The organism is Niveispirillum fermenti (assembly GCF_052474395.1).
Genome location: NZ_CP156681.1, coordinates 150,235 through 175,337 on the forward strand (window position 1 = coordinate 150,235; position 25,103 = coordinate 175,337).

Genomic DNA, 25,103 nt, shown 5'->3' on the forward strand with positions numbered 1-25,103 from the left:
TCCGCCATGCGTGGTTCTTGACGAACTTACCAGCGGTAGTGCGAGAAGGCCTTGTTGGCTTCGGCCATGCGATGCGTGTCTTCACGCTTCTTCACAGCCGTACCACGCTGCTGCGCGGCATCCAGCAACTCACCCGACAGACGCTCGGTCATGGTGTTTTCCGAACGGTTGCGGGCCGCACCGATGATCCAGCGGATCGCCAGGGCCTGCGCACGATCGGTACGCACTTCCACCGGCACCTGGTAGGTCGCACCACCGACGCGGCGGGAGCGGACTTCCAGATACGGACGGACATTGTTCAGGGCGTCATGGAAGAGCTGCAGGGCGTCCTGCTTGGTCTTCACCTCGATGCGATCCAGGGCGCCATAGACGATGGATTCGGCCACCGACTTCTTGCCGTCGTACATCAGGCAGTTCATGAACTTCGTCAGCACGATATCGCCGAACTTGGCGTCGGGCAGAACTTCGCGCTTGTCGGCTTTACGACGACGGGACATTGCTCGCTCTCCTTACTTGGGCCGCTTCGCGCCGTACTTGGAACGACGCTGCTTGCGGTCCTTCACGCCCTGCGTATCGAGCGTGCCGCGGATGATGTGGTAACGCACACCCGGAAGATCCTTCACACGGCCACCACGGATCATGACAACCGAGTGTTCCTGGAGGTTGTGACCCTCGCCGGGGATGTAGCTGATGACTTCGTAGCCGTTCGTCAGGCGCACGCGGGCGACCTTACGAAGCGCCGAGTTCGGCTTCTTCGGGGTGGTGGTGTAGACACGGGTGCAGACGCCACGCTTCTGCGGGCATTCCTGCAGGGCCGGCACCTTGTCCCGGGCCACCAACGGAGCCCGCGGCTTGCGGATCAACTGACTGATCGTCGGCATGAACGCCCTTCGCCTTTTCTCAAATCCCCGTCCGGGGATGTCATTCCAAACCGGTCGCACCAGCATTCCGACAGACAACGGACGAAAAAGACCCGCATACGAAGCGTCAAGCTCCGTGCGGGAGATTTCCATACGCCGTCCGAACAAGGACTCGGGTGCGGCTATCGACTGTTCCGGGAGGGTTCCTTGGAGCTGGCCGCACCGTCAATCGCGGAGCGCAGTACCAACATTGGGGACAGCGTCTAGACGCCACGAGGGCGGGCTACAGCCTGCCCCCCCGAAATAGGTTGGCGGACTATAGGGACCTGACCCCACCCCGTCAAGCGCGACCCTAGGGCTTCCGCCCCGTTTCCCGCGCATCCTGGCCCTCCGGAGTCCGCAGGGCTGGGAGGCGCCACGGGATTGCCCCCGGCCTCCGGTGGTCACCATCCCCCGGGCGTCGCCGGTTCCACATCCTCATGAATGTGCGCCATGGAGATGGTCACGCCCACGCTCTCCAGCGGGGTCCCGGCTTTCAGACCTTGGATCGTTTCGATAATCCAACAGTCGCCATCCGCGCCTGATCGGACAGATCATCCGCCCTTGCCCCGGACAAGGAAAGCCTCCATGCCCGTCCCTTTCGGATCGGCGGCATCTGGATGGCGATGGCCCTTCGACCATCCCGGCCGCCGGATTGGAAGGCTATCATGGCCCGAATCGCGTCCAGCCGCCGTTTGCGCCGGTTATCGCCACCCCGCCATGCTTGCGGCCCTACTGGCCTGCGCGCGCGTCCGGCCTTATATAGGCCGCTTGTTTTCAAGGACCCGTTGCCATGACCAAGCTTGCCCATGCCCCCGCCGCCGCGCCCAAGGTCGGTATCGTCTCCCTCGGCTGTCCCAAGGCACTGGTGGACAGTGAACGCATCCTGACCAAGCTGCGGTCGGAGGGGTATGAGATTTCCGGTTCCTATGACGGAGCCGATGTCGTGCTGGTTAATACCTGCGGCTTCCTGGACAGTGCCAAGGCAGAAAGCCTGGAGGCCATCGGGGAAGCCATCAAGGAAAACGGCAAGGTCATCGTCACGGGCTGCCTGGGCAAGGAAGAGGGCCTGATCCGCCGGTCCCATCCCAACGTGCTGGCCGTCACCGGTCCGCACCAGTATGAGCAGGTGGTCAGTGCCGTGCATGAGGTGGTGCCGCCGCGCCATGATCCCTATCTGGACGTCGTGCCGCCGCAGGGACTGCGCCTGACGCCGCGCCATTACGCCTATCTGAAGATTTCCGAGGGCTGCAACAATCGCTGCACCTTCTGCATCATCCCATCCATCCGCGGCGATCTGGTTTCCCGTCCCGCCAACATGGTTCTGGCGGAAGCCGAGGCCCTGGTGAAGGCCGGCGTGAAGGAAATCCTGGTGGTCAGCCAGGACACCTCCGCCTACGGCATGGATACCCGCTACGCCGAAGCCAAGTGGAAGGGCCGGCAGGTCCGCGCGAAATTCATCGATCTGGCCCGCGAGCTGGGTGACCTGGGCGCCTGGATCCGCCTGCATTATGTCTACCCCTATCCCCACGTGGATGAGGTGATCAGCCTGATGGCCGATGGCAAGGTCCTGCCCTATCTGGACATCCCCTTCCAGCATGCCGCCCCCAACGTGCTGAAGGCCATGAAGCGGCCGGCAAATACCGACAAGGTGCTGGACCGGATCAAGATGTGGCGCCAGGGCTGCCCCGACCTGACCCTGCGGTCTACCTTCATCGTCGGATTCCCCGGGGAAACGGAACAGGATTTCCAGTATCTGCTGGATTGGCTGACCGAAGCGCAGATCGACCGGCTGGGCTGCTTCAAGTACGAGCCGGTGGACGGCGCTCCCGCGAACGCGCTTCCCGGTGCCGTCGCTCGGGAAGTCCAGGAGGAGCGCTGGAACCGCCTGATGGCGCATCAGCAGGAAATCAGCGCCAGGCGCTTCGCCGCCAAGATCGGCCGCGAGATGGACGTGCTGATCGACGAAGTGGATGCCGAGGGGGCCATCGGGCGTTCCTGGGCCGACGCGCCGGAGATCGATGGTGCCGTCTACCTGAATGATGAGTTCAAGGTGAAGCCGGGCGACATGGTTCGCGTGAAGATCGAGGAAGCGGACGAGTACGACCTTTGGGGCAGCATCATCCGCTGATCCCGCCATGATGGAGTCCGGAACCATGCACGGTCTCGACCTGTTCCTCAGCGCGTCCTGGCTGATCCAGTTTCACACGATCCTGGCCCTTGCCGCCATCCTGGCGGGCGGGCTTCAGTTCGCTCTGCCCAAGGGCACGGGCAGTCACCGGCTGCTGGGCCGTTTCTGGGTGGGGGGCATGGCGCTGGTCGCCCTGTCCGCTTTCGGTATTCACGAATTGCGGATGATCGGCCCGTTCAGCCCCATCCATCTGCTGGCCGTGCTGGTTCTGGTCACCTTGTGGCAGGGGGTCCGGCTGGCCCGGCGCGGCGATATCGCCCGGCATAGGCGCACCATGATACGGCTGTACCTGCTGGCCCTGCTCATCACAGGCGCCTTCACCCTGCTGCCAGGTCGGCTGATGCATCAGGTCCTGTTCGGGGGCTGACGGCCGCGCGCCCGTCGGGGTGCAGAGCCACAATCATGCCCGCGGCAGAAAATCTTGACCATCGGTCAGGATTTTCTGCCGCGGGTATCATACTATTTGGTTCTGATCACCGCCCTCAGCCGCCGCACGAGCGGTACGTCGGCGGTCGCCGCCGGACCAACGTGGGACGAGTTCAACTCATCGCACGTTGGTATCATTCGTCGCCGATCCATACCTTTGCCGCCAGCAGGCGCTGCGCGCCCTCCCGCAATTCGTCATGCAGGCGCCGCACCTCCGCCAAGACAGGCTCATTCACCTGGTCCAGCTTGCAGCCGCGATGGGCATGCAGCAATGTCGCCAGACGTTTCGCCGTCCGCCCCACGGGCGGAAAGGATCGCCCGACGCCCAGCACCTGATCCCGATAGGCCGGCTGCAGGACATTGGGATAAAGCCGATCCATATCATCCAGCGCCAGGGTCAACTGCGTCCGGTTCATCTTTTCTGCTTCAGTTGCGGATCACAGGCCGCCAACGCGGCGGGCTGCCGCCGCTGGCCGCGTCGGCAGGCGGCACGAGGGTCCGCGCGGGCGCGGGCGGGGTATCGGCCGGAGTGCCGGCGGCAGCCGAAGCCGCAAGCACACGGCGCAGCCAATAGATGTGCAGCACGGCCACCAATGCACCGATGGGCAGGGGCGCCACGATGAAAATCACGGGATTATCCGCCGCGATGGCGGCCGCCCCCGGCAGTGACCGCAACAGCGACCCCATGAGGCTCGCCGCCCCAGCGCCGGCAAGGGCCGCGAAGAGCAGGCCAACCCTGCCACCCAATCGACTGCGCGCGGCCATTGCCCGTCTCCTGCCCTGAACGAATTTCCCATTGCCGGCTATTTATACCAACTTGCGATGAGTAGAACTCATCGCAAGTTGGTTCGGCGGCGACCGCCACAGCACCGCTCGTGCGGCGCAGCCAAGCCAACGAATGTTGGCGCCGGCAATTGAGGGCGGTAATCAGAACCAATAGGTTCTGATTACCGTAAAATAGTATGAGGGGGCAGGCAATGGGTTGCCAAGGGTAAAAAGCCCCCTCGTCATGCGCACTGCCTCAGACGCGATCGGCCGCCGTCCCCCGGACGCGGCCGCCTGCCCCTCCGGCCGCTACTGCACGCGCAACTGCGAGTGCCACTGGCCGGGCTGGTTCAACTTGTTGATGTCGAACTGCTGATATTCCAGCCGGTTGGTCCCGGCGCCAAACAGCCAGCCCTGCGCCAGATCACAGCGCAGGCTGCGCAACCGGACGGCCTGCTCCACCGTCTCGACATGCTCGGCGATGGTCTTCACCTTCAGCCGGCGACACAGGCCCATCATGCTGCCCAGGATGGCATCATCCCGTTCGCTGCGACCCAGATTGCGGATATAGGAACCGTCCAGCTTCACATAGTCGAACTTCATGTCGCGCAAATAGGGGAACGACGCCACCCCCGCCCCGAAATCATCCAGGCAGACCGCGTGGCCCGCCCCCCGCAGGTCGGCAATGATCCTCCCGGCCCGCGGCAGGTCCTTCAAACCCACCGTTTCCGTCAGTTCGAACAGCACCCGGGCAGCTTCCACCGGGCGGGCCCGCAACATCTCCACAAGCGCCTGAACGAACAGGTCGCTGCCGATCGAATGGCCCGACAGATTGACGGCGACACGGTGGCCGGCCGGTGCCTTCTCCAGATCGTGCAGCACCTTGCGGCAGACGAACAAGTCGAAATCAGCCACCACGCCCACCTGCTCGGCAAAGGCAATGCCGGGGGCATAGGACGTACCATCCGGCTTGCGGGCAAGGGCTTCCACGTGATGTGTCCGGCCGGTGCGCAAATCGATGATGGGTTGATAGGCGAGGCCGATGCGCTTGGCCAGCAGGTCATCGCGCAAGGACAGCATCTGCTGCACCGTTTCCTGCACCAGCGACGTGACCAGCGGCCGGCCGCCCTGCGGATCGAAGCTGACCAGCCCCTTCTCGGCAAAGCGGCGGACGACATGCAGCAGGATGCGGACCCGGTCCGGCATCGACAGGCCGAGACCCTCTGTGTCCAGCGTCTGGATATCGATGGTCGTACCGTTGCTGTCCGGCACCAGCGCCCGGACAACATCATCGATCTCCCCACGGATCTCCGACACCACGTCCTCGGTGTGCAGCATGCCGAACCGGTCGGGTCCGAGCCGGGCCACCGCCGCATCGGACGGTGCGTGCTGGCGCAGAACAGCACCGATTTCGGCCAGCAACTCACTGGCCTGCGCCGGCACCAGCTCGGCACACATTTCCCGTAATTCGGCCAGACGGATCAATGTCAGATGTCGGGAATCCCCCTCGCCCATCTCAAGGCCGGAAAGATATTTCTGGAAGCTGGCCTGGCTGGACAGGCCGGTTTCCACGTCGCATTCGCTCGGCTTGAAACTGCGTGTGCCGTCGCGTCCCGCCAGACGGGAAAAAGTGACGCTGATGGACGCCCGTCCCAACACGCGATAAGCGCCCATCACACAGGGGGTTTCCCCCAAAAGCGGATGGCGCAGATGGATCAGGCGCGGCTCCAGCCGCTCATTCTCGCCCAGATCGGTCAACAGGCGTAATGCCAGACGCGCGTCGGCATCGGACAGCAGATCACGCAGCGCCAGCCCCCTGACATTATCGTCGGTCCGCCCGGTCAGCGCCTGGACCGCGCCGGCCAGGAAGGTGATCCGTCCCCCCAAATCAACCTCAAGCAGCAGATCGGAGTTCGCGAAGGCGAAGCCGAGATAGCGCGCGGTCTTAGGCATTGTCATGGCTCCCCCTCCGGCCCACCCCCCGCGCCGTTGCCTGCCGGACGGACTTCCAGGCGATGCGGTAGCCTGTCGGGATATCAGACCGGCTAACTTGTGATGACATCACCCTTTCCTGTCAACGACCTCTTGGACAACCCGACCGGTTACTGCCCTGTCCATGACCGTGCCAGGTGATGGGCGCCGATTACTGGAATAGTCACAGGTGAAAATTCACATGCCAGACACTGCCGGGTTCCAGCGGTGACGCTGGTTTCCGGCAGCCGCCATGACGGTGACCGGCAACGCCATCCCGACAACCCGATGCTGGCAGAGGGAACCAGCCGCCTCCCCCCTCTGCGGGTTGCCCCCTCCACCATGGCTGGTTTCGGGACGGATTTTCGGCATTCGTGGCGAATCACTTCCGGACTGTTCCGATATATCGGAATCCCATGGCGATGTTCAAAAGGAAAAGGCCGCCCCGTTTCCGGAGCGGCCCTAACCCATTCATGCGATGCCTGACGGGCAGCGCGGCCTTACTCCGCCGCTTCCGGCGGCAGGGCGGGCGCGTCATCCGGGTTCTCACCCAGTTGCATGGCCCGGTCGCGCTCGGCCGCAATCGCCTTCAGGCGATTGACGACGGAGCCCGTACCCGCCGGGATCAGACGACCGACGATCACGTTCTCCTTCAGGCCTTCCAGATTATCGACCTTGCCCTGGACGGCGGCTTCCGTCAGGACGCGGGTCGTTTCCTGGAACGACGCGGCAGAGATGAAGGAACGGGTCTGCAGGCTGGCCTTGGTGATGCCCTGAAGCACCGGCTTGCCCTGCGCGAACCGCAGATCCTGCTCGCCTTCCTTGATCCGCTGCTGAACGGCGCGGTTCTCCTGCTCGAACTCGACGCGATCCACCTGGTCGCCGATCAGCAGGGTGGTGTCACCCGGATCGGAAACCTCGATCTTCTGCAGCATCTGGCGGACGATCACTTCAATATGCTTGTCGTTGATCTTCACGCCCTGCAGACGATAGACGTCCTGGATCTCGTTGATGAGATAGTTGGCCAGCGCCTCGACACCCATCACAGACAGGATGTCGTGCGGCACGGGGCTGCCATCCATCAGGCTGTCGCCCTTCTGGACATAGTCACCCTCCTGAACGGAGATGTGCTTGCCCTTCGGGATCAGGTACTCACGCTCTTCCCCCGTCTCATCGCTCTTCACGACGATGCGGCGCTTGGTCTTGTAGTCCTTGCCGAACTCCACCCGGCCCTCGATCTCCGCGATGATCGCGAAGTCCTTCGGGCGGCGGGCTTCGAACAGCTCCGCCACGCGCGGCAGACCGCCCGTGATGTCGCGGGTCTTGGAGCTTTCGCGCGGGATACGGGCCAGCACGTCACCGGCCCGGACCTTCGCGCCATTCTCCACCGACAGGATGGCATCGACGCTCATGAAATAGCGGGCTTCGGTGCCGTTCGGCAGTTTCACGACCTCGCCATTCTCGCCCAGCAGTGCGATGCGCGGACGCAGGTCCGCACCACGCGGCTGCTGACGCCAATCCACCACCACCTTGGCCGAGATACCCGTCGCCTCGTCCATGACCTCGCGGACGGACACACCCTCCACCAGGTCGACATAGGTGGCGGTACCTTCCTTTTCAGTCAGGATCGGCAGGGTATACGGGTCCCATTCCGCCAGACGGTCGCCGCGCTGGATGGGGGCCCCATCCACGGCCAGCGCCTTGTGCAGCTTGGCACCATAGGGCACGCGATGCTTGGCGCGCTCGCGGCCCTGCTCGTCCAGCAGCGCCAGTTCGCAGTTGCGGCCCATCACGACGGGCACGCCGTCACTGTTGAGCACCAAGTTGCGGTTGCGGACCACGACCTTGGCATCCAGCGTCGCCTCGATGAAGCTTTGCTCGGCACCGCGCTGCGCCGCACCACCGATGTGGAAGGTGCGCATGGTGAGCTGCGTGCCGGGCTCGCCGATCGACTGGGCGGCGATGACGCCCACGGCCTCGCCCATGTTCACCCGCGTGCCACGGGCCAGGTCCCGGCCATAGCAGTGGGCGCACACGCCATCCTGCGTTTCGCAGGTCAGCACGGAACGGATATGGACCGTGTCGATGCCGGCGCGGTCGACCAGTTCGATCTCCCGCTCGGTGATCAGTTCGCCGGCCGGCACGATCATCTCGCCCGTCAGCGGGTTGACTAGATCGACGGTCGAGGTGCGGCCCAGGATACGCTCCGACAGCGGAACGATGACATCGCCGCCATCGATCACCGCCTTCACGGTCAGGCCATTCTTCGTACCGCAATCCGTCTCGGTGATGATGGCGTCCTGCGCCACGTCCACCAGACGGCGGGTGAGGTAACCGGAGTTCGCCGTCTTCAAGGCGGTGTCGGCCAGACCCTTACGGGCACCGTGGGTGGAGTTGAAATACTCCAGAACGGTCAGGCCTTCCTTGAAGTTGGAGATGATCGGCGTCTCGATGATCTCACCCGACGGCTTGGCCATCAGGCCGCGCATACCAGCAAGCTGCTTGATCTGGGCCGGCGACCCACGCGCACCGGAATGTGCCATCATGTAGACCGAGTTCACGCCGTAGCCGGGGCGCGGCTGCTCGATCACCTTCATCATGGCAGTCGCCACCTTTTCGGTGGTTTCCGACCAGACGTCGACGACCTTGTTGTACTTTTCGCCCTGGGTGATCAGGCCGTCCAGATATTGCTGCTCGAACTCCTTGACGCGATCCTGCGCCTCGGCGATCAGCGTCTCCTTCTCGGCCGGGATGACCATGTCATCCTTGCCGAAGGAGATGCCGGCCTTGAAGGCGTTCGTGAAGCCCAGACGCATCATCCGGTCGGCGAAGATCACCGTCTCCTTCTGACCGCAATGGCGGTAGACGACGTCGATGATGTTGCCGATTTCCTTCTTGGTCAGAAGGCGGTTGATCAGGTCGAACTTGATGGCCGGATGACGGGGCAGGATCTCCGACAGCAGCATGCGGCCGGGGGTGGCCGTCACGCGGGTGGTGATCGGATTGCCCTCGCTGTCCACCGTGTGGTAGCGGGCCTGGATCTTGGAATGCAGCGTCACGGCCTTGGCCGCCAGCGCATGCTCAATCTCGCCAATCGAACCGAAGGCCATGCCTTCGCCCACGGCACCCGGCAGTTCCATCGTGATGTAGTACAGACCCAGGATGATATCCTGGGACGGGACGATGATGGGACGGCCCGACGCGGGCGACAGGATGTTGTTCGTCGACATCATCAGGACGCGCGCTTCCAACTGGGCCTCAAGGCTCAGGGGCACGTGAACGGCCATCTGGTCGCCGTCGAAATCGGCGTTGAACGCGGTGCAGACCAGCGGGTGAAGCTGGATGGCCTTGCCTTCGATCAGCGTCGGCTCGAACGCCTGGATGCCCAGGCGGTGCAGGGTCGGCGCGCGGTTCAGCATCACGGGATGCTCGCGGATGACCTCTTCCAGGATGTCCCAGACCTCCGGACGCTCCTTTTCCACCATCCGCTTGGCGGCCTTGATGGTGCTGGCCAGACCGTACAGTTCCAGCTTGGCGTAGATGAAGGGCTTGAACAGCTCAAGCGCCATCTTCTTCGGCAGGCCGCACTGGTGCAGCTTCAGTTCCGGACCCACGACGATGACCGAACGGCCAGAATAGTCGACGCGCTTGCCCAGCAGGTTCTGACGGAAGCGGCCCTGCTTGCCCTTCAGCATGTCGCTGATGGATTTCAGCGGACGCTTGTTGGCGCCGGTGATGACGCGACCGCGACGGCCATTGTCGAACAGCGCGTCCACAGCTTCCTGCAGCATGCGCTTTTCGTTGCGGACGATGATGTCCGGGGCCTTCAGCTCGATCAGGCGCTTCAGACGGTTATTGCGGTTGATCACGCGGCGGTACAGATCGTTCAGATCCGACGTCGCGAAACGGCCGCCATCCAGGGGGACCAGCGGGCGCAGTTCGGGCGGGATGACCGGAACGACTTCCAGGATCATCCATTCCGGACGGGTCGCCTCGGGATAGGTCTTGTAGATGGTCGGCGCATCGGCATGCTCGACGCGCTCCTTGTAGCCTTCGAACCGCTCATAAGCGGCGACATCTTCCACCTCGACCGGCTCGCCCAGGAAGCTTTCCAGCATCTTCAGACGCTTGACGAGCTTCTTGCGCTTGGCCTCGCTGGCGGTCTCGCGCAGATCGTCGCGGCAATTCGCCTTCTCGGAGATGAGGTCCAGGGAGGACAGCATGTCCTTCAGGGCCTCGGCACCGATCTTGGCGGTGAAAGTGTCCTCGCCGTACTTGTCCTGGAAGTCGATCAGCTCGTCTTCGGACAGCAACTGACCCTGCTTCAGCTCAGTCAAGCCGGGTTCGATGACGACATAGTTCTCGAAGTAAAGGATGCGCTCCAGATCCTTCAGCGTGTTGTCCAGCAACAGGCCGATGCGGGACGGCAGCGACTTCAGGAACCAGATATGGGCAACGGGCGAGGCCAGTTCGATATGGCCCATGCGCTCGCGGCGGACCTTGGACAAGGTCACTTCCACGCCGCACTTCTCGCAGATGATGCCGCGATACTTCATGCGCTTGTACTTGCCGCACAAGCACTCGTAATCCTTGATCGGGCCGAAGATGCGGGCGCAGAACAGGCCGTCGCGCTCCGGCTTGAAGGTCCGGTAGTTGATCGTCTCGGGCTTCTTGATCTCGCCGAACGACCAGGAGCGGATGCGCTCCGGGCTGGCGATCGAGATGCGGATCTGGTCGAAGCTCTGCGGCCCCTGCGGGGTGCCGAAGATGTTCATCAATTCGGTATTCATGTGCCGTCTCCCCTGGGGGTGTGGCTTCGTCAAACGATTGAGAGCGCCCGGCGGGCGGTGACCCGCCGGGCGCCGACCTGTCCGGCCCTTAGTAGTCGCGCTCGTTCAGCTCGACATTCAGGCCCAGAGAACGCAGTTCCTTGACCAGAACGTTGAAGCTTTCGGGAATGCCGGCCTCGAAATTATCGTCGCCGCGGACGATGGCCTCGTAGACCTTGGTACGGCCGGACACGTCGTCCGACTTCACCGTCAGCATTTCCTGCAAGGTATAGGCGGCGCCATAGGCTTCCAATGCCCACACTTCCATTTCACCGAAGCGCTGGCCACCGAACTGGGCCTTACCGCCCAGCGGCTGCTGGGTGACCAGGCTGTAGGGGCCGATGGAGCGGGCGTGGATCTTGTCGTCGACCAGATGGTGCAGCTTGAGCATGTAGATGTAGCCGACCGTCACGCGACGATCGAACGGCTCACCGGTGCGGCCGTCGATCAGCTGCATCTGGCCCGAACGGTCGATGCCGGCATCTTCCAGCATGCGGCAGATGTCCTCCTCGCGCGCGCCGTCGAAGACGGGCGTGGCAAAGGGAATGCCGCGACGCAGGTTGTTGGCCAGTTCGATCAGCTCGGCGTCGCCCATGTCGGAGATGTCGTTGCCCCAGACATCCTCGCCATAGATGTGGCGCAGGCGGGCCCGCAACTCATCCAGGGTCTTGGATTTGATGGCCGCATCGGTGGCCTGGGCCCGCATCTTGTCCAGCATCTCACCGATCTGGCGCCCCAGACCGGCAGCAGCCCAACCCAGATGGGTTTCCAGGATCTGACCGACATTCATGCGCGACGGCACACCCAGCGGGTTCAGCACGATATCGACATTCCGGCCATCTTCCAGGTACGGCATGTCTTCGATCGGGGTGATGCGGCTGATGACGCCCTTGTTGCCGTGACGACCGGCCATCTTGTCGCCGGGCTGCAGCTTGCGCTTAACAGCCACGAAGACCTTGACCATCTTCATCACGCCGGGCGGCAGCTCGTCGCCGCGCTGCAGCTTCTCGACCTTGTTCTCGAACTTCTCCTGCAGGCGCTGAACGCTCTCATCGAACACCTTGCCGGTCTGCTCGATGAACTCCATCACCCCGTCCTCGGCAACGGAGATGTGGCGCCACTGGCCGCGGGTCAGGCCCGACAACAGCTCGGCATTGATCACCTCGCCACCGCGCAGGCCCTTGGGGCCCGACACGACGGTCTGACCGATCAGCAGTTCCTTCAGACGAGTGTAGAAGGAACGCTCCAGGATGCCCTTCTCGTCGTCGCGATCCTTGGCCAGCTTCTCGATCTCGGCCCGTTCGATGGCCAGCGCGCGCTCGTCCTTGTCGACACCGCGACGGCTGAACACGCGCACTTCCACGACCGTACCGACCACGCCCGGCGGCAGACGCAGGGACGTGTCACGCACGTCAGACGCCTTTTCGCCGAAGATGGCGCGCAGCAGCTTCTCTTCCGGCGTCATCGGGCTTTCGCCCTTCGGCGTCACCTTGCCGACCAGGATGTCGCCCGGACGGACTTCGGCGCCGATATAGACAATGCCGGCCTCGTCGAGGTTCTTCAGAGCCTCTTCGCCGACATTCGGAATGTCGCGGGTGATTTCCTCCTGGCCCAGCTTGGTATCGCGGGCCATGACCTCGAACTCCTCGATATGGATCGAGGTGAAGACGTCATCGCGCACGATCCGCTCGGAGATCAGGATCGAGTCTTCGAAGTTGTAGCCGTTCCAGGGCATGAACGCCACCAGCACGTTCCGGCCCAGGGCCAGCTCGCCCAGGTCGGTCGAGGGACCATCGGCGATGATATCGCCCTTGATCACCCGATCGCCCACCTTCACCAGCGGCTTCTGATTGATGCAGGTGTTCTGGTTGGAACGCTGGAACTTCAGCAGGTTGTAGATGTCGACACCGGGAGCGGCCGGATCCGTATCCTCGGTCGCACGGACCACGATACGGGTGGCATCCACCTGGTCGACGATGCCGGCGCGGCGGGCCACGATGGTCACGCCACTGTCACGGGCAACCGTGGCTTCCATGCCGGTACCGACCAGCGGGCTGTCCGCCTTGATCAGCGGCACGGCCTGGCGCTGCATGTTGGAGCCCATCAGCGCGCGGTTGGCGTCGTCATTCTCAAGGAACGGGATCAGCGCCGCGGCGACGGACACGACCTGCTTGGGCGACACGTCGATCAGGTCGATCATGTCGGGCCGCGCCAGCAGATATTCCCCGCCCTTGCGGCAGGACACCAGCGGCTCGGCGAAGCGCCCATCATCATGCAGCGGCGCGTTGGCCTGGGCCACCATGTAGCGGCCCTCTTCCATGGCCGACAGGTAGACCACTTCCGACGTCACCTTCTGGTCCACGACCTTGCGGTACGGGCTCTCGATGAAGCCGTACTGATTGACGCGGGCATAGGTGGCCAGGCTGTTGATCAGACCGATATTCGGGCCTTCCGGCGTCTCAATCGGGCAGATGCGGCCATAGTGGGTCGGATGCACGTCGCGGACTTCGAAGCCGGCGCGCTCGCGGGTCAGACCGCCCGGCCCCAGGGCCGAGAGACGACGCTTGTGCGTGATCTCGGACAGCGGATTGGTCTGGTCCATGAACTGCGACAGCTGCGAGGAGCCGAAGAATTCACGCACGGCGGCGGCGGCCGGCTTGGCGTTGATCAGGTCATGCGGCATGACCGTGTCGATCTCCACCGAGCTCATGCGCTCGCGGATGGCGCGCTCCATGCGCAGCAGGCCGACGCGGTACTGGTTTTCCATCAGCTCACCGACGGAGCGGACGCGACGATTGCCCAGATGGTCGATATCGTCGATCTCGCCGCGGCCATCCTTCAGTTCCACCAGGATCTTCAGGATCTTCAGGATGTCTTCCTTGCGGAGCACGCGCATCTGATCGTCCGTCTCGAAACCGAGACGGGCGTTCATCTTCACGCGGCCCACGGCCGACAGGTCATAGCGCTCCTGGTCGAAGAACAGGCCCTGGAACAGCGCCTCGGCACTTTCCAGCGTCGGCGGCTCGCCCGGACGCATCACACGATAGATGTCGACCAGCGCGTCCTCGCGGCTCGCATTGCGGTCCGCAGCCATGGTGTTGCGGATATAGGGACCGACATTCAGATGGTCGATGGCCAGGACCGGCAGGTCCTGGACGCCCAGCTTCTCCAGCCGGTCCAGCGCGGCGCCGCTGATCTCGTCACCGGCCTCGTACAGGACCTCGCCCGTCTTCTCGTCGATGATGTCGACGGCCAGATAACGGCCGACGATCTCCTCGACCGAGGCGGAAACCTCCGTCAAGCCCTGCTCGACCAGGCGCTTCAGCACGCGCGGGGTCATCTTGGTCTCGCGCTGGGCCAGAACCTCGCCCGTCCGGGCATCGATCAGGTCGTTGACCAGCTTCTGACCCTTCAGGCGCTCGGGCTCGAACGCGGTCTTCCAGCCGGCACCGGCGCGGGTGTAATTCACGGTCGCGTAGAAGCCGCCAAGGATCTCCTCCTTGGTCATGCCCTGCGCTTCATAGGGCAGCAGGTCCTTGCCCTGGCCCCGGCGCTGCGCGCGCAGTTCCTCGGTCTCGGTGCCGTCCAGCGCATAAAGCAGCGTGGTGGCCGGCAGCTTGCGGCGACGGTCGATGCGGACATAGACAATGTCCTTGGCATCGAACTCGAAATCCAGCCACGAGCCGCGATAGGGGATCACGCGGGCAGCGAACAGGTACTTGCCCGAGCTGTGGGTCTTGCCCTTGTCGTGGTCGAAGAACACACCGGGGCTGCGGTGCATCTGGCTGACGATCACGCGCTCGGTGCCATTGATGATGAAGGTGCCGTTCGCCGTCATCAGGGGCATGTCGCCCATGTAGACGTCCTGCTCCTTGATGTCGCGGATCGACCGCAGACCGGTATCCTCATCAATGTCGAACACGGTGAGGCGCAGTGTCACCTTCAGCGGGGCGGCGAAGGTCATACCGCGCTGCTGGCATTCCTCGACATCATATTTCGGCTGCTCAAGCTCGTACCGGACGAAGTCCAGCACGGCGCGCTCGGAGAAGTCCTTGATCGGGAAGACCGACTTGAAGACTTCCTGGAGACCGAGGACCGCCCGCTTCTCCGGCACCACATCCATTTGCAGGAAGTGGTCGTAGGAGCTGCGCTGAACCTCGATCAGGTTCGGCATGCGGGTCACCTCGGGGATACGCCCGAAGCTCTTGCGGATACGCTTACGTCCCGTGAACGACTTGGCCATAGAGTGCCTCTCGTGAACTCGCCCGGTGCAGTGCGCGCTCTGGTCAATGCCCAACATTGGAACCCCGGGCCTGCTACCCGGTGCCCCAAAACACAAATCGACGCGAGCGCAAATCCCGTCGGGATTGTCGCCGAACCGCGTCGTCAGTATCGGCGCCTCCCGCTTCCGCTGCCGGTAGAAGCCAGGATTTGCCTCACTTTTTCCGGATCGGACAGGGAGAACCCCTACCCTTTCCGGAACCCTCAAGGTCCCTTGCCGGAAAAGCCCGCCATGATAGCGGAACGTTCCGGTTCAGAAAAGACAGACGACGCCGGGCGGCGGCCCCCACTTCCGGGGGACCACCGTCCAGCGCCCTCCTATGCAGCGACGAGCGCCACTATTACTTGACGGCGACCTTCGCGCCGGCGTCTTCGAGCTGCTTCTTGAGCTTGGCAGCTTCGTCCTTCGACACGCCTTCCTTGACGACCTTCGGCGCACCCTCGACCAGGTCCTTGGCTTCCTTCAGGCCGAGGTTGGTGATGGCGCGGACTTCCTTGATCACGTTGATCTTCTTGTCGCCGCCGTCCAGCAGCTCAACGGTGAACTCGGTCTGCTCTTCGACCGGGGCGGCAGTGGCAGCGGCGGCCGGAGCAGCGGCAACAGCAACCGGAGCAGCGGCGGAAACGCCCCACTTCTCTTCCAGCAGCTTGGACAGTTCGGCCGCCTCGATGACGGTCAGGGCGGACAGTTCTTCAACCAGCTTTTCGAGCTTGGACATGATGGTCTCCTAGGGACACTAGATGTGAGTATGAGAGGATGCGGCTCAGGCCGCCTCGTCCTTCTTGGCATAGGCCGCGAGAACGCGGGCCACTTGGCCACCCGGCGCTTGCAGAACACCAGCGACACGGGTCGCCGGGGTCTGGATCATGCCGAGCAGGGACGCGCGCAGTTCGTCCAGCGACGGCAGCTTGGACAGGGCTTCGATGCCCGAAGCGTCCAGCTGAACGGCGCCGAGGCCGCCACCAACGATCTTGAACTTGTCGTTGGCCTTGGCGTAATCGGTGGCAACCTTGGCCGCCGCAACCGGGTCCTTGGACCAGGCAATGGCGGTCGGGCCCTTGAACAGGCCCTCGGTGCCCTCGAACTGCGTGCCCTTGAGGGCGATGACGGCGAGCCGGTTCTTGGTCACTTTGTAGCTCGCGCCCGCGGCCCGCATCTTGCGGCGCAGGTCGGTAACTTCAGCCACCGTCATGCCGGACTGCTTGGTCACGACGACGAGGGCTGCCGACTGCAGCTCAAGATTAAGGGCCGCGATCGTTGCTTCCTTCTGTGAACGATCCACGGTTCGCCTCCAACAGGGGACAGGACAGCCACAAGGCTGTTCCGCCCGGTTACAACACATCCAGGCCGGTTCGGATGAACCAGCCCGGATCGGGGTTACCTGTCCCAGAAGCTTCAAGCCATCATGTCCAGGGCGGCTACGGCCGTCCCGGCAATTCAATGCTTTTGCTCCTGTCTGCGCCGGCTGGACTATTAAGCGTCAGGGACAGGTCCCATCGGCGCACGGCGGTCTCGGACAGGGTGGACCCTCCGGAGAGGGCCCGATCCCGCCCCGGCGGACCGGAACGGGAAACTCAGTACCGGACTCAGGCGTTCAGCGCGGCGGCCAGCGCCTGCACGTCCAGCTTCAGGCCCGGACCCATCGAGGAGGACAGCGAGACCTTCTCGATATAGGTGCCCTTGGCGCCCGAGGGCTTAGCACGGTTGATGGCCGCAACGAAGGCCTTCACGTTCTCCTCCAGGGCTTCCGGAGAGAAGCTGGCCTTGCCGACGCCGGCATGGATGATACCGGTCTTCTCGGCGCGGAACTCGACCGAACCGCCCTTGGCGGCCTTCACGGCCTCGCCGACGTTCGGGGTGACGGTGCCCAGCTTCGGGTTCGGCATCAGGCCGCGGGGGCCCAGAACCTTACCCAGCTTGCCGACCACGCCCATCATGTCCGGGGTCGCGATGCAGCGGTCGAAATCCATGTTGCCGGCCAGGATCTGCTCGGCCAGATCATCGGCACCGACGATGTCGGCACCGGCGGCCTTGGCTTCCTCGGCCTTGGCGGCGCGGGCGAACACGGCGACGCGGACGGTCTTGCCCGTGCCGTTGGGCAGAACGACCATGCCACGGACCTGCTGGTCGGCGTGACGCGGATCGATGCCCAGGTTCATCGCGATCTCGACGGTCTCGTCGAACTTGGCGGTGGCGTTGCCCTTCACGGTGGTGATGGCATCGCCCAGCTCGTAGAACTTGGCGCGGTCAACGTTGCCGTTGGCCTTCTTCAGACGCTTACCGATGGCCATGATCAGCCCTCCACCACTTCGAGACCCATGGAACGGGCGGAACCGACGATCATCGTCATCGCGGCTTCAACGTCGTTCGCGTTCAGATCGACCATCTTCTGCTCGGCGATGGCGCGGACCTGGCTGGTCGTCACCTTGCCGACGGCGGCGGACTTGCCGACCGTGGAGGAGCCCTTGTCGATCTTGGCGGCCTTCTTCAGGAAGTAGGTCACCGGCGGGGTCTTGGTCACGAAGGTGAAGGTACGGTCACCATAAGCGGTGATCACGACCGGGATCGGCATACCCTGCTCAAGCTGGGCCGTCTTCGCATTGAACTGCTTGACGAATTCCATGATGTTCAGGCCGCGCTGACCCAGCGCCGGGCCGATGGGCGGGCTGGGATTGGCCTTGCCGGCCGGAACCTGCAACTTGATGTAACCGACGATTTTCTTCGCCATGACATGATCCTCATGATCTGGCGGCCGGGCCGGGCCCTAACCGCCATGGGATTGCGTGGTGCGGCCGCCCTTGGACTTTCGGGCAAAGCCTCCCACGACGAAAGCCGGCCACCGACGGATCGGCGGCCGGAAACGGGTCAGATCTTTTCGACCTGGGTATATTCCAGTTCCACCGGCGTGGCGCGACCGAAGATGGACACCGCAACCTTGATGCGCGTCCTGTCTTCGTCGACCTCCTCGATCAGGCCGGTGAAGGAGGTGAAGGGACCGTCCGTGACGCGGACCTGCTCGCCCACCTCGAAAGTGATGGAGGGCTTGGCCCGTTCCACACCTTCCTGCACCTGGTTCATGATGCGCAGGGCCTCATGCTCCGAGATGGCTTGCGGCTTGCCGCCGGACCCCAGGAAGCCGCTGACCTTCGGCGCATTCTTGACCAGATGCCACGTATCGTCCGTCAGCTCCATCTTCACCAGCACATAGCCGGGGAAGAATTTGCGCTCCGAATTGATCTTGGCGCCACGACGGACCTCCACGACCTCTTCGGTCGGGACCAGGATGTCGCCGAACAGCTCTTCCAGGCCCTTCTGGGCGGCCTTCTCGCGGATCGCCTGGGCGACCTTCTTCTCGAAGCCGGAATAGACATGCACGACGTACCAACGCATCGTCATGGTCAGCCCCCAATGCCAAGAATCAGGCGGATGCCGAATCCGATGATCTGGTCCACCACCAGGAAGAACAGGGCGGCCAGGGTCACCATGACGAACACCATGCCGGTGGACACGAGGGTCTCTTTCCGCGTCGGCCATGTAACCTTGGCCACTTCACGGCGCACCTCGCGCAAGAACTCTGCGGGATTGGTTTTTGCCATGTCGGCGTCGGCCATCATTCCTGAATGCACATACCATTGCGGGTCACCCTGGCACAGGCATCGGCTGGGGCCGATCTTCGGCAGGGGGCCATTCCGGAGGGAATGGCAGGAGTGGAGGGGCTCGAACCCCCAACCCCCGGTTTTGGAGACCGGTGCTCTACCAATTGAGCTACACTCCTACACCGCTGGTCCCGTCCTGGGCGGCGGCGACAAAACATCGCCATCGCCCCGAGCGGTCCCGGGGAGTGCGGGTTGATAGCGCAGTTGAGCCCGCAACGCAACAGCCAGTTTGCAGAAAGCCGGCCCGGCACGTTGCAGGGGAACATTGCGCCCGCCGCATCCCGGATAAGGACCGCGGCAACGCCGCCAGTCCCTTCCCAATAAAAGGAAAAGGGCCGCTGTCACCAGCGGCCCTTCCCCAACGGGTCCGGGGACCCGTCAACCTTACTTGACGATCTTCGACACGACGCCGGCGCCGACGGTGCGGCCGCCCTCGCGGATGGCGAAGCGCAGGCCTTCGTCCATGGCGATGGGGGCGATCAGCTTGACGCCGATGCGGATGTTGTCGCCCGGCATCACCATCTCCGTGCCTTCCGGCAGGGTCACCGAGCCGGTCACGTCCGTGGTACGGAAGTAGAACTGCGGACGGTAGTTGGCGAAGAACGGGGTGTGACGGCCGCCCTCTTCCTTGGTCAGGATGTAGGTCTCGGCCTCGAAGTCCGTGTGCGGGGTGATCGAGCCCGGCTTGGCCAGAACCTGGCCGCGCTCCACGTCCTCACGCTTCGTGCCGCGCAGCAGCGCACCGATATTGTCGCCAGCCTGGCCCTGGTCCAGCAGCTTGCGGAACATCTCGACGCCCGTCACGGTCGTCTTCACCGTGGCCTTCAGGCCGACGATCTCGACTTCCTCACCCACCTTGACGATGCCCTTCTCGACGCGGCCCGTCACCACGGTGCCACGGCCCGAGATCGAGAACACGTCTTCGATCGGCATCAGGAACGGCCGGTCGATCGGACGCTCCGGCTGCGGGATGTACTTGTCCACCTCGGCCATCAGCGCCAGGATCGCCTCGCGGCCGATCTCCGGCTGCGTGTCGTTCAGCGCGCAGACCGCCGAACCCTTCACGATCGGAATATCGTCGCCCGGGAAGCCGTAGGAGGACAGCAGCTCGCGCAGCTCCAGCTCAACCAGCTCGACCAGGTCCGGATCGGCCAGGTCCATCTTGTTCAGGAACACCACCAGCGCCGGCACGCCGACCTGACGGGCCAGCAGGATGTGCTCGCGCGTCTGCGGCATCGGGCCGTCGGCGGCCGAGCACACCAGGATCGCGCCGTCCATCTGCGCCGCACCCGTGATCATGTTCTTCACATAGTCGGCGTGGCCCGGGCAGTCCACGTGGGCATAGTGGCGGTTGTCCGTCTCGTACTCAACGTGAGCGGTCGAGATCGTGATGCCGCGGGCCTTCTCTTCCGGCGCCTTGTCGATCTGATCGTAGGCGGTGAAGGTCGCGCCGCCCTTTTCAGCCAGCACCTTCGTGATGGCGGCCGTCAGCGACGTCTTGCCATGGTCGACGTGGCCGATGGTGCCGATGTTGCAGTGCGGCTTCGTCCGCTCAAACTTTGCCTTAGCCATGGTATCCTGTGCCCTTGCCTGCTGCGATCTCTAGAAGACGCCGGGTCGTGGAAAACAAACTCTGATTTGGAGCGGGTGAAGGGAATCGAACCCTCGTCGTAAGCTTGGAAGGCTTCTGCTCTACCATTGAGCTACACCCGCGCGAGTTGTTGCAACCACCAGACCGATGGCGCCACCTCAAGCAGAACGGCGCGCCTCATCATCTGAGGCGCGCCTGAACTGGTGGAAGGGGCTGGATTCGAACCAGCGTACGCTATGCGGGCAGATTTACAGTCTGCTGCCTTTAACCACTCGGCCACCCTTCCTCGGTGCCGCTCTCGGCCAGCGGCCGGAACGGAGGCGGGTTATAAGGATTAAATCGGCCATGTCAACGCCATTCTGACATGCGCATTCATTCTTTCTAGCCACTGGCGGAAACGCGGGGTTTGACGGAAAGTGCCATCATGAGAAACCGACCCCCCTCCCCCAAATCAGGCCGCGGCAAGAGCGGCGCCAGCGGCGCTGGCGCTTCGCGCACCGGTGGCCGCACCAGCAACCGTTCCGGCGAAGAGGCCCCGCGTCCGCCGCGCGGCGGCGGCAAGCCCGGTGCGACCAAGACATCCCGCGGCCCGCTGCGCGGGCCCGCCCGGGGGCCCGTGCGGGAGGACGATGCCCGTCCGGCCCGCGGCCCGCGGCGGGAGCAGGAAGGCGATCAGCGCTCATCCGCCCGCCCCGCCCGCGGCGGCGACGCCCGGCGGGAGGATCGTCGACATGACGATCGCCGGGAGGATCGCCGGCACGAGGACCGGCGGGACGAGCGGCGCCCGGCCCGCGCCCCGCAGGACCGGGAGCGCGCCGGCACCGAACGCCGCCGGCCGCTGAGCGCCGCGGAGGAACTTGGTCTCGAATCGACGCCCCTGCGTGCCAGCACCGGCCCCGCCCTGAACAAGCACAACCTGCTTTATGGGGTGCATGCCGTGTCGGCGGCCTGGACGAACCCGCGCCGGCGGGTCCGCGACCTGTTCGTCACCGAATCCGGGCTGGAGGCGCTCGATGCCGCCTTTGACGCCGCCTCGACGGCCGAACTGGACCGGCCCGAGCCAAGGCTGGTGGAGAAGGAGGAGATCGACAGGCTGCTGCCGCCGGGTGCCGTGCATCAGGGGGTGGCGCTCTCCTGCGCGCCTTTGGCGGAAGTGGAGATCGAGGATATCGTCGACGCCGCCGCCGATGATCCGACAGCCTTGGTCGTGGTGCTGGACCAGGTGACCGATCCGCACAATGTGGGCGCCGTCCTGCGTTCCGCCGCGGCATTCGGCGCCAAGGCGGTCATCGTGCAGGACCGGCATGCCCCGCCCGTGACAGGCACGCTGGCCAAGACGGCGTCGGGCGCGGTGGAGGCGGTGCCGCTGGTCCGCGTCACGAACCTGGCGCGCGCGCTTGATCAGTTGAAGGCCGCCAGCTTCTGGACCGTGGCGCTGGCCGAATCGGGTGCCCGCCACCTGCACGAGGTGGATCTGTCCGGCCGGACGGCACTGGTTCTGGGGTCGGAAGGGGACGGCATCCGGCGTCTGACCGGCGAACGATGCGATGAAATCGTCAAGCTGCCGACCGGCGGCCCCGTCGGCAGCCTGAATGTTTCCACCGCCGCCGCCGTGGCCCTTTACGAGGTCGCCCGACGGCGCTAATGTCGCCGCCCATTCGCCGGAGGGTCCGCCCTCCGGCGTTACCCGCCTGGAACGCCGGCTTAGCTCAGTGGTAGAGCAACCGCCTTGTAAGCGGTAGGTCGTCAGTTCAATCCTGACAGCCGGCACCAGTGCGCCCGTCCCCAGTGCGCCCGCCCCGAAGGCACTCAATGAATAAGCATCGACCGATCATGCGATAGCCCCATCCCACCCGATCCATACCGGATCGGCGTCGATGGGGCCGCCAATGACGGGGTTCCGATGCAAAACAAGCGTGCCCAACGCCGCCGCGATTATGCGCGCATGAAGCAGCGTGCCCGCAGGTTCTATCCAGATGTCGAGGAGCCCGGCCGGGTGGCCAACCACCTGAAGCCCTGCTCCTGCTACCTGTGCGGCAATGTCAGGCGAATGCACGGCGTCGAACATCCCAACACCGTAAGGGCTGACGACCGGTTCCAGGATTTTATCCGGGAATTGCAAGGGCCGGGCCGGGATGCAGAGGCGATAGGGAGCGAGCCTGGGGCCCGAGCCCGCGGCCGCCATCACTTGATGACATAGGGCTTGCCGCCCAGGTCATAGCGCACGGTGCCCTGCGGCACGCTGTTCAGGTTCACCCGGTGCATGCCCTGGGCCGATCCCGTGCCGGCATAATGCCAGAGGTCGGCCTCGTTCACATAGTAAACGGCGCTGGTGCGGAAGGTGTAGAAACCATCGCGTGCGATGGAAACGGTCAGGACCATCTCCATATCCGTTTCCGCCGGCTTCGCATTCAGCGCCTCCAGCCCCACCGCGGCCAGGCCTGCCGAGATGCCCCAGGGGAATTTGGGCAGGTCACCCCCCGACAGGTATGATGCCACGCCGACACCCGCCGCCAGCAGCGTCAGCGGACCGGGGAACGGGTCGGCCGCCATGCGGGGACCGCTGCTTTTCACGGTCAGCACATCGATGCCGACCGCGACGACGTCGGGCCGCGCATCGACCGATACCAGATGGCCGGCCTGTACCAGCTTGGTGGTCACGGCCGACTGAAAGGCATCGGCAAACAGCGTATCGTCGCGGCGCATCATATAGACCTGCACCGGCACCTTCCTGCCCATCTGGAGTTCCAGGTGGGCTGAAATTGCCGAGGCGACATCATCGGCGACCACCTGCCATTGCCCTGCCGATTGCAGCACCGGCTGGGGCCGCAGCGCCTGGCCCACGGCCAGGGGCCGGCCGGAACAACCCGCAAGCCCCAGGCAGAGCGCCAGGAGAAGCGGCAGGGCCAGCCCTGGATGGACCCGGAGGCGGGGAAGGAACGGGGAATGGCGGGGCATGGCGGCGGTTCCGGTTCTCAAAGGGGCACGGGTCCGGGATCGGCCCGAAATTCTGATCATGCCAAGCAACCGCCATGCCAGCGGCATGAAACAACGGCCCCGGTCAATCGCCACGGGCGTAGGTGGCCCCGATGATCCCTGATAGGACGCCATCATCTCCCGTCACGGGCAGGCCCAGCGCCTCCACGTCCGACAACCGCCCGTCGGACATCACCGACTGGTCCGCCGCGAAGCGAACCGGTTGTCCCCCGCCGCCCGCCACGGCCGACAGGACGCGGAAGATGCGGGCATAAACGGGCATGCGGATGAACTCGCTGACCAGCCGTCCCGCAGGGTCCATCTGATAGGACGCGATGGTGACCGCCCCGAAAATCCGCCCGCGGAAATCGGGCCGGCCACCCGGCACCGGCGACGGCAAGAGATCGAAGGACCAGAACCGGTCAGCCACCACCGCCAGGACCGTCGGGTCGATCGCAGCAAGGCGCGGCAGGCGATCCCCCGGCCGGATGGCACGGGTCCAGGCATCGAACAGCATGCGCAGGGGCAAGGCCCGCAGGCTGCCCTGCGCCGGGCCGATATCCAGTATGTAGGCATCCGTCATGGCCACCGGCCCCCGATCACTGCGGCCCCACCATCAATCAAGGTGGGGCCAGGCCCGGGATTCGGCAACCCTTTCGATGAAAGGGAAGGCCCAGCTCAACCGTCGCGGGGCAAGGGCCGGATCAGGCCGGCATCACCGTGACGGCGGCGGTATCGTCGCCCTTGGCCCGGGCGGCGTCCAGGGGCTGCCCCTGGACGCGATAGCAAAGGGTCTCGGCGATGTTTGTGGCATGGTCGCCGATACGCTCCAGATTCTTGGCCGCGAACAGCAGATGGGTGCAGGCCGTGATGCGGACCGGGCCTTCCATCATATATGTCAGCAACTCGCGGAACAGGGCGGTATAGGCGCGGTCCACCTCCTCATCCTTGTCGCGCACGGCGAGGGCCTTGGTATCATCCGCCTCGTCATAGGCTTGCATGACAAGTTCGAGCATGTCGGCCACCGATCGGGCGATGGGCCGCATGGATCGGGCCAGCGCCACTTCCGGCAAGGTCTGCAGCACCATGGTGCGCTTGGCGACGTTGGAGGCGAAATCGCCGATTCGCTCCAGATTGTTGGCGATGCGCATGGCGGCGATGACATCGCGCAGATCGTTGGCCTTGGGATGGCGCAGCACCAGCAGGCGCATGGTCTGCGCCTCCACCTTGCGTTCCAGATCATCCAGCACGCTGTCGCGGGCCATGACGGCGGTGGCCAGGTCGCCGTCACGCTCGGTCATGGCGGTCACCGCCTCCGTGATCTGGCGAACGGCCACCCGGCCCATCTCCCGGATCAGTTCGTGCAGGATATCCAACTGCTCGTCGAACGCGCTCACGATATGGCGCGTGGGCACGACGCTGCTTTTCTCGTCCACGGGGCGGGCTCCGGCCTTGGAAACGGATACAATTGTCAAGAAAGCATCTAACACAAATGTCCGCGCCTGTGGCAGGTTCAA

Annotated in this window: 21 protein-coding genes and 4 tRNA genes; 4 read left to right on the forward strand and 21 right to left on the reverse strand. The window is 64.3% G+C overall.

What is annotated here, in order from left to right; translation table 11 throughout:
* Window positions 1-26 precede the first annotated feature (26 nt).
* Window positions 27-497 (reverse strand): 30S ribosomal protein S7, encoded by a 471-nt coding sequence (rpsG, locus tag ABC728_RS12170; protein ID WP_416618155.1) that lies wholly within the window; start codon window positions 495-497, stop codon window positions 27-29.
* Between the two features lie 12 nt (window positions 498-509).
* Entirely contained in the window at window positions 510-881 is a 372-nt protein-coding gene (gene rpsL / locus ABC728_RS12175) for a 30S ribosomal protein S12 (RefSeq protein ID WP_029013599.1), read from the reverse strand.
* A gap of 811 nt (window positions 882-1,692) precedes the next feature.
* On the opposite strand from rpsL, the gene rimO reads away from it, so the two are divergent.
* Both rimO and ABC728_RS12185 read left to right on the forward strand, forming a co-directional pair.
* Entirely contained in the window at window positions 1,693-3,030 is a 1,338-nt protein-coding gene (gene rimO, locus ABC728_RS12180) for a 30S ribosomal protein S12 methylthiotransferase RimO (RefSeq protein ID WP_416618154.1), read from the forward strand.
* 25 nt (window positions 3,031-3,055) lie between these two features.
* Window positions 3,056-3,457, forward strand: coding sequence for a DUF2306 domain-containing protein (locus ABC728_RS12185; RefSeq protein WP_416618153.1), 402 nt, complete (start codon window positions 3,056-3,058; stop codon window positions 3,455-3,457).
* 193 nt (window positions 3,458-3,650) lie between these two features.
* Here ABC728_RS12185 and ABC728_RS12190 read toward each other — a convergent pair whose 3' ends face one another.
* The 15 genes from ABC728_RS12190 to ABC728_RS12260 all read right to left on the reverse strand — a co-directional run bounded on the left by ABC728_RS12190 (window position 3,651) and on the right by ABC728_RS12260 (window position 20,896).
* Window positions 3,651-3,932, reverse strand: a complete 282-nt coding sequence (locus ABC728_RS12190; RefSeq protein ID WP_416618152.1) for a hypothetical protein — start codon at window positions 3,930-3,932, stop codon at window positions 3,651-3,653.
* Window positions 3,933-3,942: 10 nt separating this feature from the next.
* Entirely contained in the window at window positions 3,943-4,281 is a 339-nt protein-coding gene (locus tag ABC728_RS12195) for a hypothetical protein (protein WP_416618151.1), read from the reverse strand.
* A gap of 309 nt (window positions 4,282-4,590) precedes the next feature.
* Window positions 4,591-6,234 (reverse strand): EAL domain-containing protein, encoded by a 1,644-nt coding sequence (locus ABC728_RS12200; protein ID WP_416618150.1) that lies wholly within the window; start codon window positions 6,232-6,234, stop codon window positions 4,591-4,593.
* A gap of 518 nt (window positions 6,235-6,752) precedes the next feature.
* Window positions 6,753-11,042 carry a DNA-directed RNA polymerase subunit beta' gene (gene rpoC / locus ABC728_RS12205; protein ID WP_416618149.1) on the reverse strand — a complete coding sequence of 1,430 codons (4,290 nt, stop codon included), beginning with the start codon at window positions 11,040-11,042 and terminating at the stop codon, window positions 6,753-6,755.
* 88 nt (window positions 11,043-11,130) lie between these two features.
* Entirely contained in the window at window positions 11,131-15,324 is a 4,194-nt protein-coding gene (gene rpoB, locus ABC728_RS12210) for a DNA-directed RNA polymerase subunit beta (RefSeq protein ID WP_416618148.1), read from the reverse strand.
* A 379-nt stretch (window positions 15,325-15,703) separates the two neighbouring features.
* Entirely contained in the window at window positions 15,704-16,081 is a 378-nt protein-coding gene (gene rplL, locus ABC728_RS12215; protein WP_416618147.1) for a 50S ribosomal protein L7/L12, read from the reverse strand.
* Window positions 16,082-16,126: 45 nt separating this feature from the next.
* Window positions 16,127-16,645: a 50S ribosomal protein L10 gene (gene rplJ / locus ABC728_RS12220; RefSeq protein ID WP_416618146.1), complete on the reverse strand. Its 519-nt coding sequence runs from the start codon at window positions 16,643-16,645 to the stop codon at window positions 16,127-16,129.
* Window positions 16,646-16,949: 304 nt separating this feature from the next.
* Entirely contained in the window at window positions 16,950-17,657 is a 708-nt protein-coding gene (gene rplA, locus ABC728_RS12225) for a 50S ribosomal protein L1 (RefSeq protein ID WP_416618272.1), read from the reverse strand.
* Entirely contained in the window at window positions 17,657-18,091 is a 435-nt protein-coding gene (rplK, locus tag ABC728_RS12230; protein WP_416618145.1) for a 50S ribosomal protein L11, read from the reverse strand. Before rplK ends, rplA begins: the two co-directional genes overlap by 1 nt.
* Before the next feature lie 137 nt (window positions 18,092-18,228).
* Window positions 18,229-18,759 (reverse strand): transcription termination/antitermination protein NusG, encoded by a 531-nt coding sequence (gene nusG, locus ABC728_RS12235; protein WP_416618144.1) that lies wholly within the window; start codon window positions 18,757-18,759, stop codon window positions 18,229-18,231.
* 2 nt (window positions 18,760-18,761) lie between these two features.
* The gene (gene secE, locus ABC728_RS12240) at window positions 18,762-18,977 is read right to left on the reverse strand and encodes a preprotein translocase subunit SecE (protein ID WP_416618143.1); all 216 of its coding nucleotides are present in this window, start codon (window positions 18,975-18,977) and stop codon (window positions 18,762-18,764) included.
* 85 nt (window positions 18,978-19,062) lie between these two features.
* Window positions 19,063-19,138, reverse strand: a tRNA-Trp gene (locus tag ABC728_RS12245).
* A gap of 265 nt (window positions 19,139-19,403) precedes the next feature.
* Complete coding sequence (tuf, locus tag ABC728_RS12250; protein WP_416618142.1) at window positions 19,404-20,591, reverse strand: elongation factor Tu; 1,188 nt, start codon at window positions 20,589-20,591, stop codon at window positions 19,404-19,406.
* 67 nt (window positions 20,592-20,658) lie between these two features.
* Window positions 20,659-20,732, reverse strand: a tRNA-Gly gene (locus ABC728_RS12255).
* A gap of 79 nt (window positions 20,733-20,811) precedes the next feature.
* A tRNA-Tyr gene (locus ABC728_RS12260) sits at window positions 20,812-20,896 on the reverse strand.
* Between the two features lie 138 nt (window positions 20,897-21,034).
* Here ABC728_RS12260 and rlmB point away from each other — a divergent pair.
* Window positions 21,035-22,255 (forward strand): 23S rRNA (guanosine(2251)-2'-O)-methyltransferase RlmB, encoded by a 1,221-nt coding sequence (rlmB, locus tag ABC728_RS12265; protein ID WP_416618141.1) that lies wholly within the window; start codon window positions 21,035-21,037, stop codon window positions 22,253-22,255.
* Window positions 22,256-22,308: 53 nt separating this feature from the next.
* Window positions 22,309-22,383 (forward strand) — tRNA-Thr (locus tag ABC728_RS12270).
* Window positions 22,384-22,441: 58 nt separating this feature from the next.
* Here the strand turns inward: ABC728_RS12270 and ABC728_RS12275 are convergent.
* The 4 genes from ABC728_RS12275 to phoU form a co-directional block, all read right to left on the reverse strand.
* Window positions 22,442-22,678, reverse strand: coding sequence for a hypothetical protein (locus ABC728_RS12275; RefSeq protein ID WP_416618140.1), 237 nt, complete (start codon window positions 22,676-22,678; stop codon window positions 22,442-22,444).
* A 116-nt stretch (window positions 22,679-22,794) separates the two neighbouring features.
* Complete coding sequence (locus ABC728_RS12280; protein WP_416618139.1) at window positions 22,795-23,568, reverse strand: hypothetical protein; 774 nt, start codon at window positions 23,566-23,568, stop codon at window positions 22,795-22,797.
* A 103-nt stretch (window positions 23,569-23,671) separates the two neighbouring features.
* Complete coding sequence (locus tag ABC728_RS12285; RefSeq protein ID WP_416618138.1) at window positions 23,672-24,169, reverse strand: hypothetical protein; 498 nt, start codon at window positions 24,167-24,169, stop codon at window positions 23,672-23,674.
* A gap of 121 nt (window positions 24,170-24,290) precedes the next feature.
* On the reverse strand, window positions 24,291-25,022 hold the full coding sequence (gene phoU / locus ABC728_RS12290) for a phosphate signaling complex protein PhoU (RefSeq protein WP_416618137.1): 732 nt from the start codon (window positions 25,020-25,022) through the stop codon (window positions 24,291-24,293).
* Window positions 25,023-25,103: the final 81 nt, after the last annotated feature.

Excerpts from the sequence above, each read along its gene's own strand:
- secE (WP_416618143.1), bottom strand. The coding sequence starts at position 18,977 with ATGATGGCCGACGCCGACATGGCAAAAACCAATCCCGCAGAGTTCTTG.
- ABC728_RS12285 (WP_416618138.1), bottom strand. The coding sequence starts at position 24,169 with ATGACGGATGCCTACATACTGGATATCGGCCCGGCGCAGGGCAGCCTG.
- rplL (WP_416618147.1), bottom strand. The coding sequence starts at position 16,081 with ATGTCCAAGCTCGAAAAGCTGGTTGAAGAACTGTCCGCCCTGACCGTC.
- rpsG (WP_416618155.1), bottom strand. The coding sequence starts at position 497 with ATGTCCCGTCGTCGTAAAGCCGACAAGCGCGAAGTTCTGCCCGACGCC.
- rlmB (WP_416618141.1), top strand. The coding sequence starts at position 21,035 with ATGAGAAACCGACCCCCCTCCCCCAAATCAGGCCGCGGCAAGAGCGGC.
- nusG (WP_416618144.1), bottom strand. The coding sequence starts at position 18,759 with ATGACGATGCGTTGGTACGTCGTGCATGTCTATTCCGGCTTCGAGAAG.
- rpoB (WP_416618148.1), bottom strand. The coding sequence starts at position 15,324 with ATGGCCAAGTCGTTCACGGGACGTAAGCGTATCCGCAAGAGCTTCGGG.
- rplK (WP_416618145.1), bottom strand. The coding sequence starts at position 18,091 with ATGGCGAAGAAAATCGTCGGTTACATCAAGTTGCAGGTTCCGGCCGGC.
- ABC728_RS12195 (WP_416618151.1), bottom strand. The coding sequence starts at position 4,281 with ATGGCCGCGCGCAGTCGATTGGGTGGCAGGGTTGGCCTGCTCTTCGCG.
- ABC728_RS12190 (WP_416618152.1), bottom strand. The coding sequence starts at position 3,932 with ATGAACCGGACGCAGTTGACCCTGGCGCTGGATGATATGGATCGGCTT.
- ABC728_RS12275 (WP_416618140.1), bottom strand. The coding sequence starts at position 22,678 with ATGTTCGACGCCGTGCATTCGCCTGACATTGCCGCACAGGTAGCAGGA.
- rimO (WP_416618154.1), top strand. The coding sequence starts at position 1,693 with ATGACCAAGCTTGCCCATGCCCCCGCCGCCGCGCCCAAGGTCGGTATC.
- ABC728_RS12280 (WP_416618139.1), bottom strand. The coding sequence starts at position 23,568 with ATGCCCCGCCATTCCCCGTTCCTTCCCCGCCTCCGGGTCCATCCAGGG.
- ABC728_RS12200 (WP_416618150.1), bottom strand. The coding sequence starts at position 6,234 with ATGCCTAAGACCGCGCGCTATCTCGGCTTCGCCTTCGCGAACTCCGAT.
- rpoC (WP_416618149.1), bottom strand. The coding sequence starts at position 11,042 with ATGAATACCGAATTGATGAACATCTTCGGCACCCCGCAGGGGCCGCAG.
- tuf (WP_416618142.1), bottom strand. The coding sequence starts at position 20,591 with ATGGCTAAGGCAAAGTTTGAGCGGACGAAGCCGCACTGCAACATCGGC.
- ABC728_RS12185 (WP_416618153.1), top strand. The coding sequence starts at position 3,056 with ATGCACGGTCTCGACCTGTTCCTCAGCGCGTCCTGGCTGATCCAGTTT.
- rpsL (WP_029013599.1), bottom strand. The coding sequence starts at position 881 with ATGCCGACGATCAGTCAGTTGATCCGCAAGCCGCGGGCTCCGTTGGTG.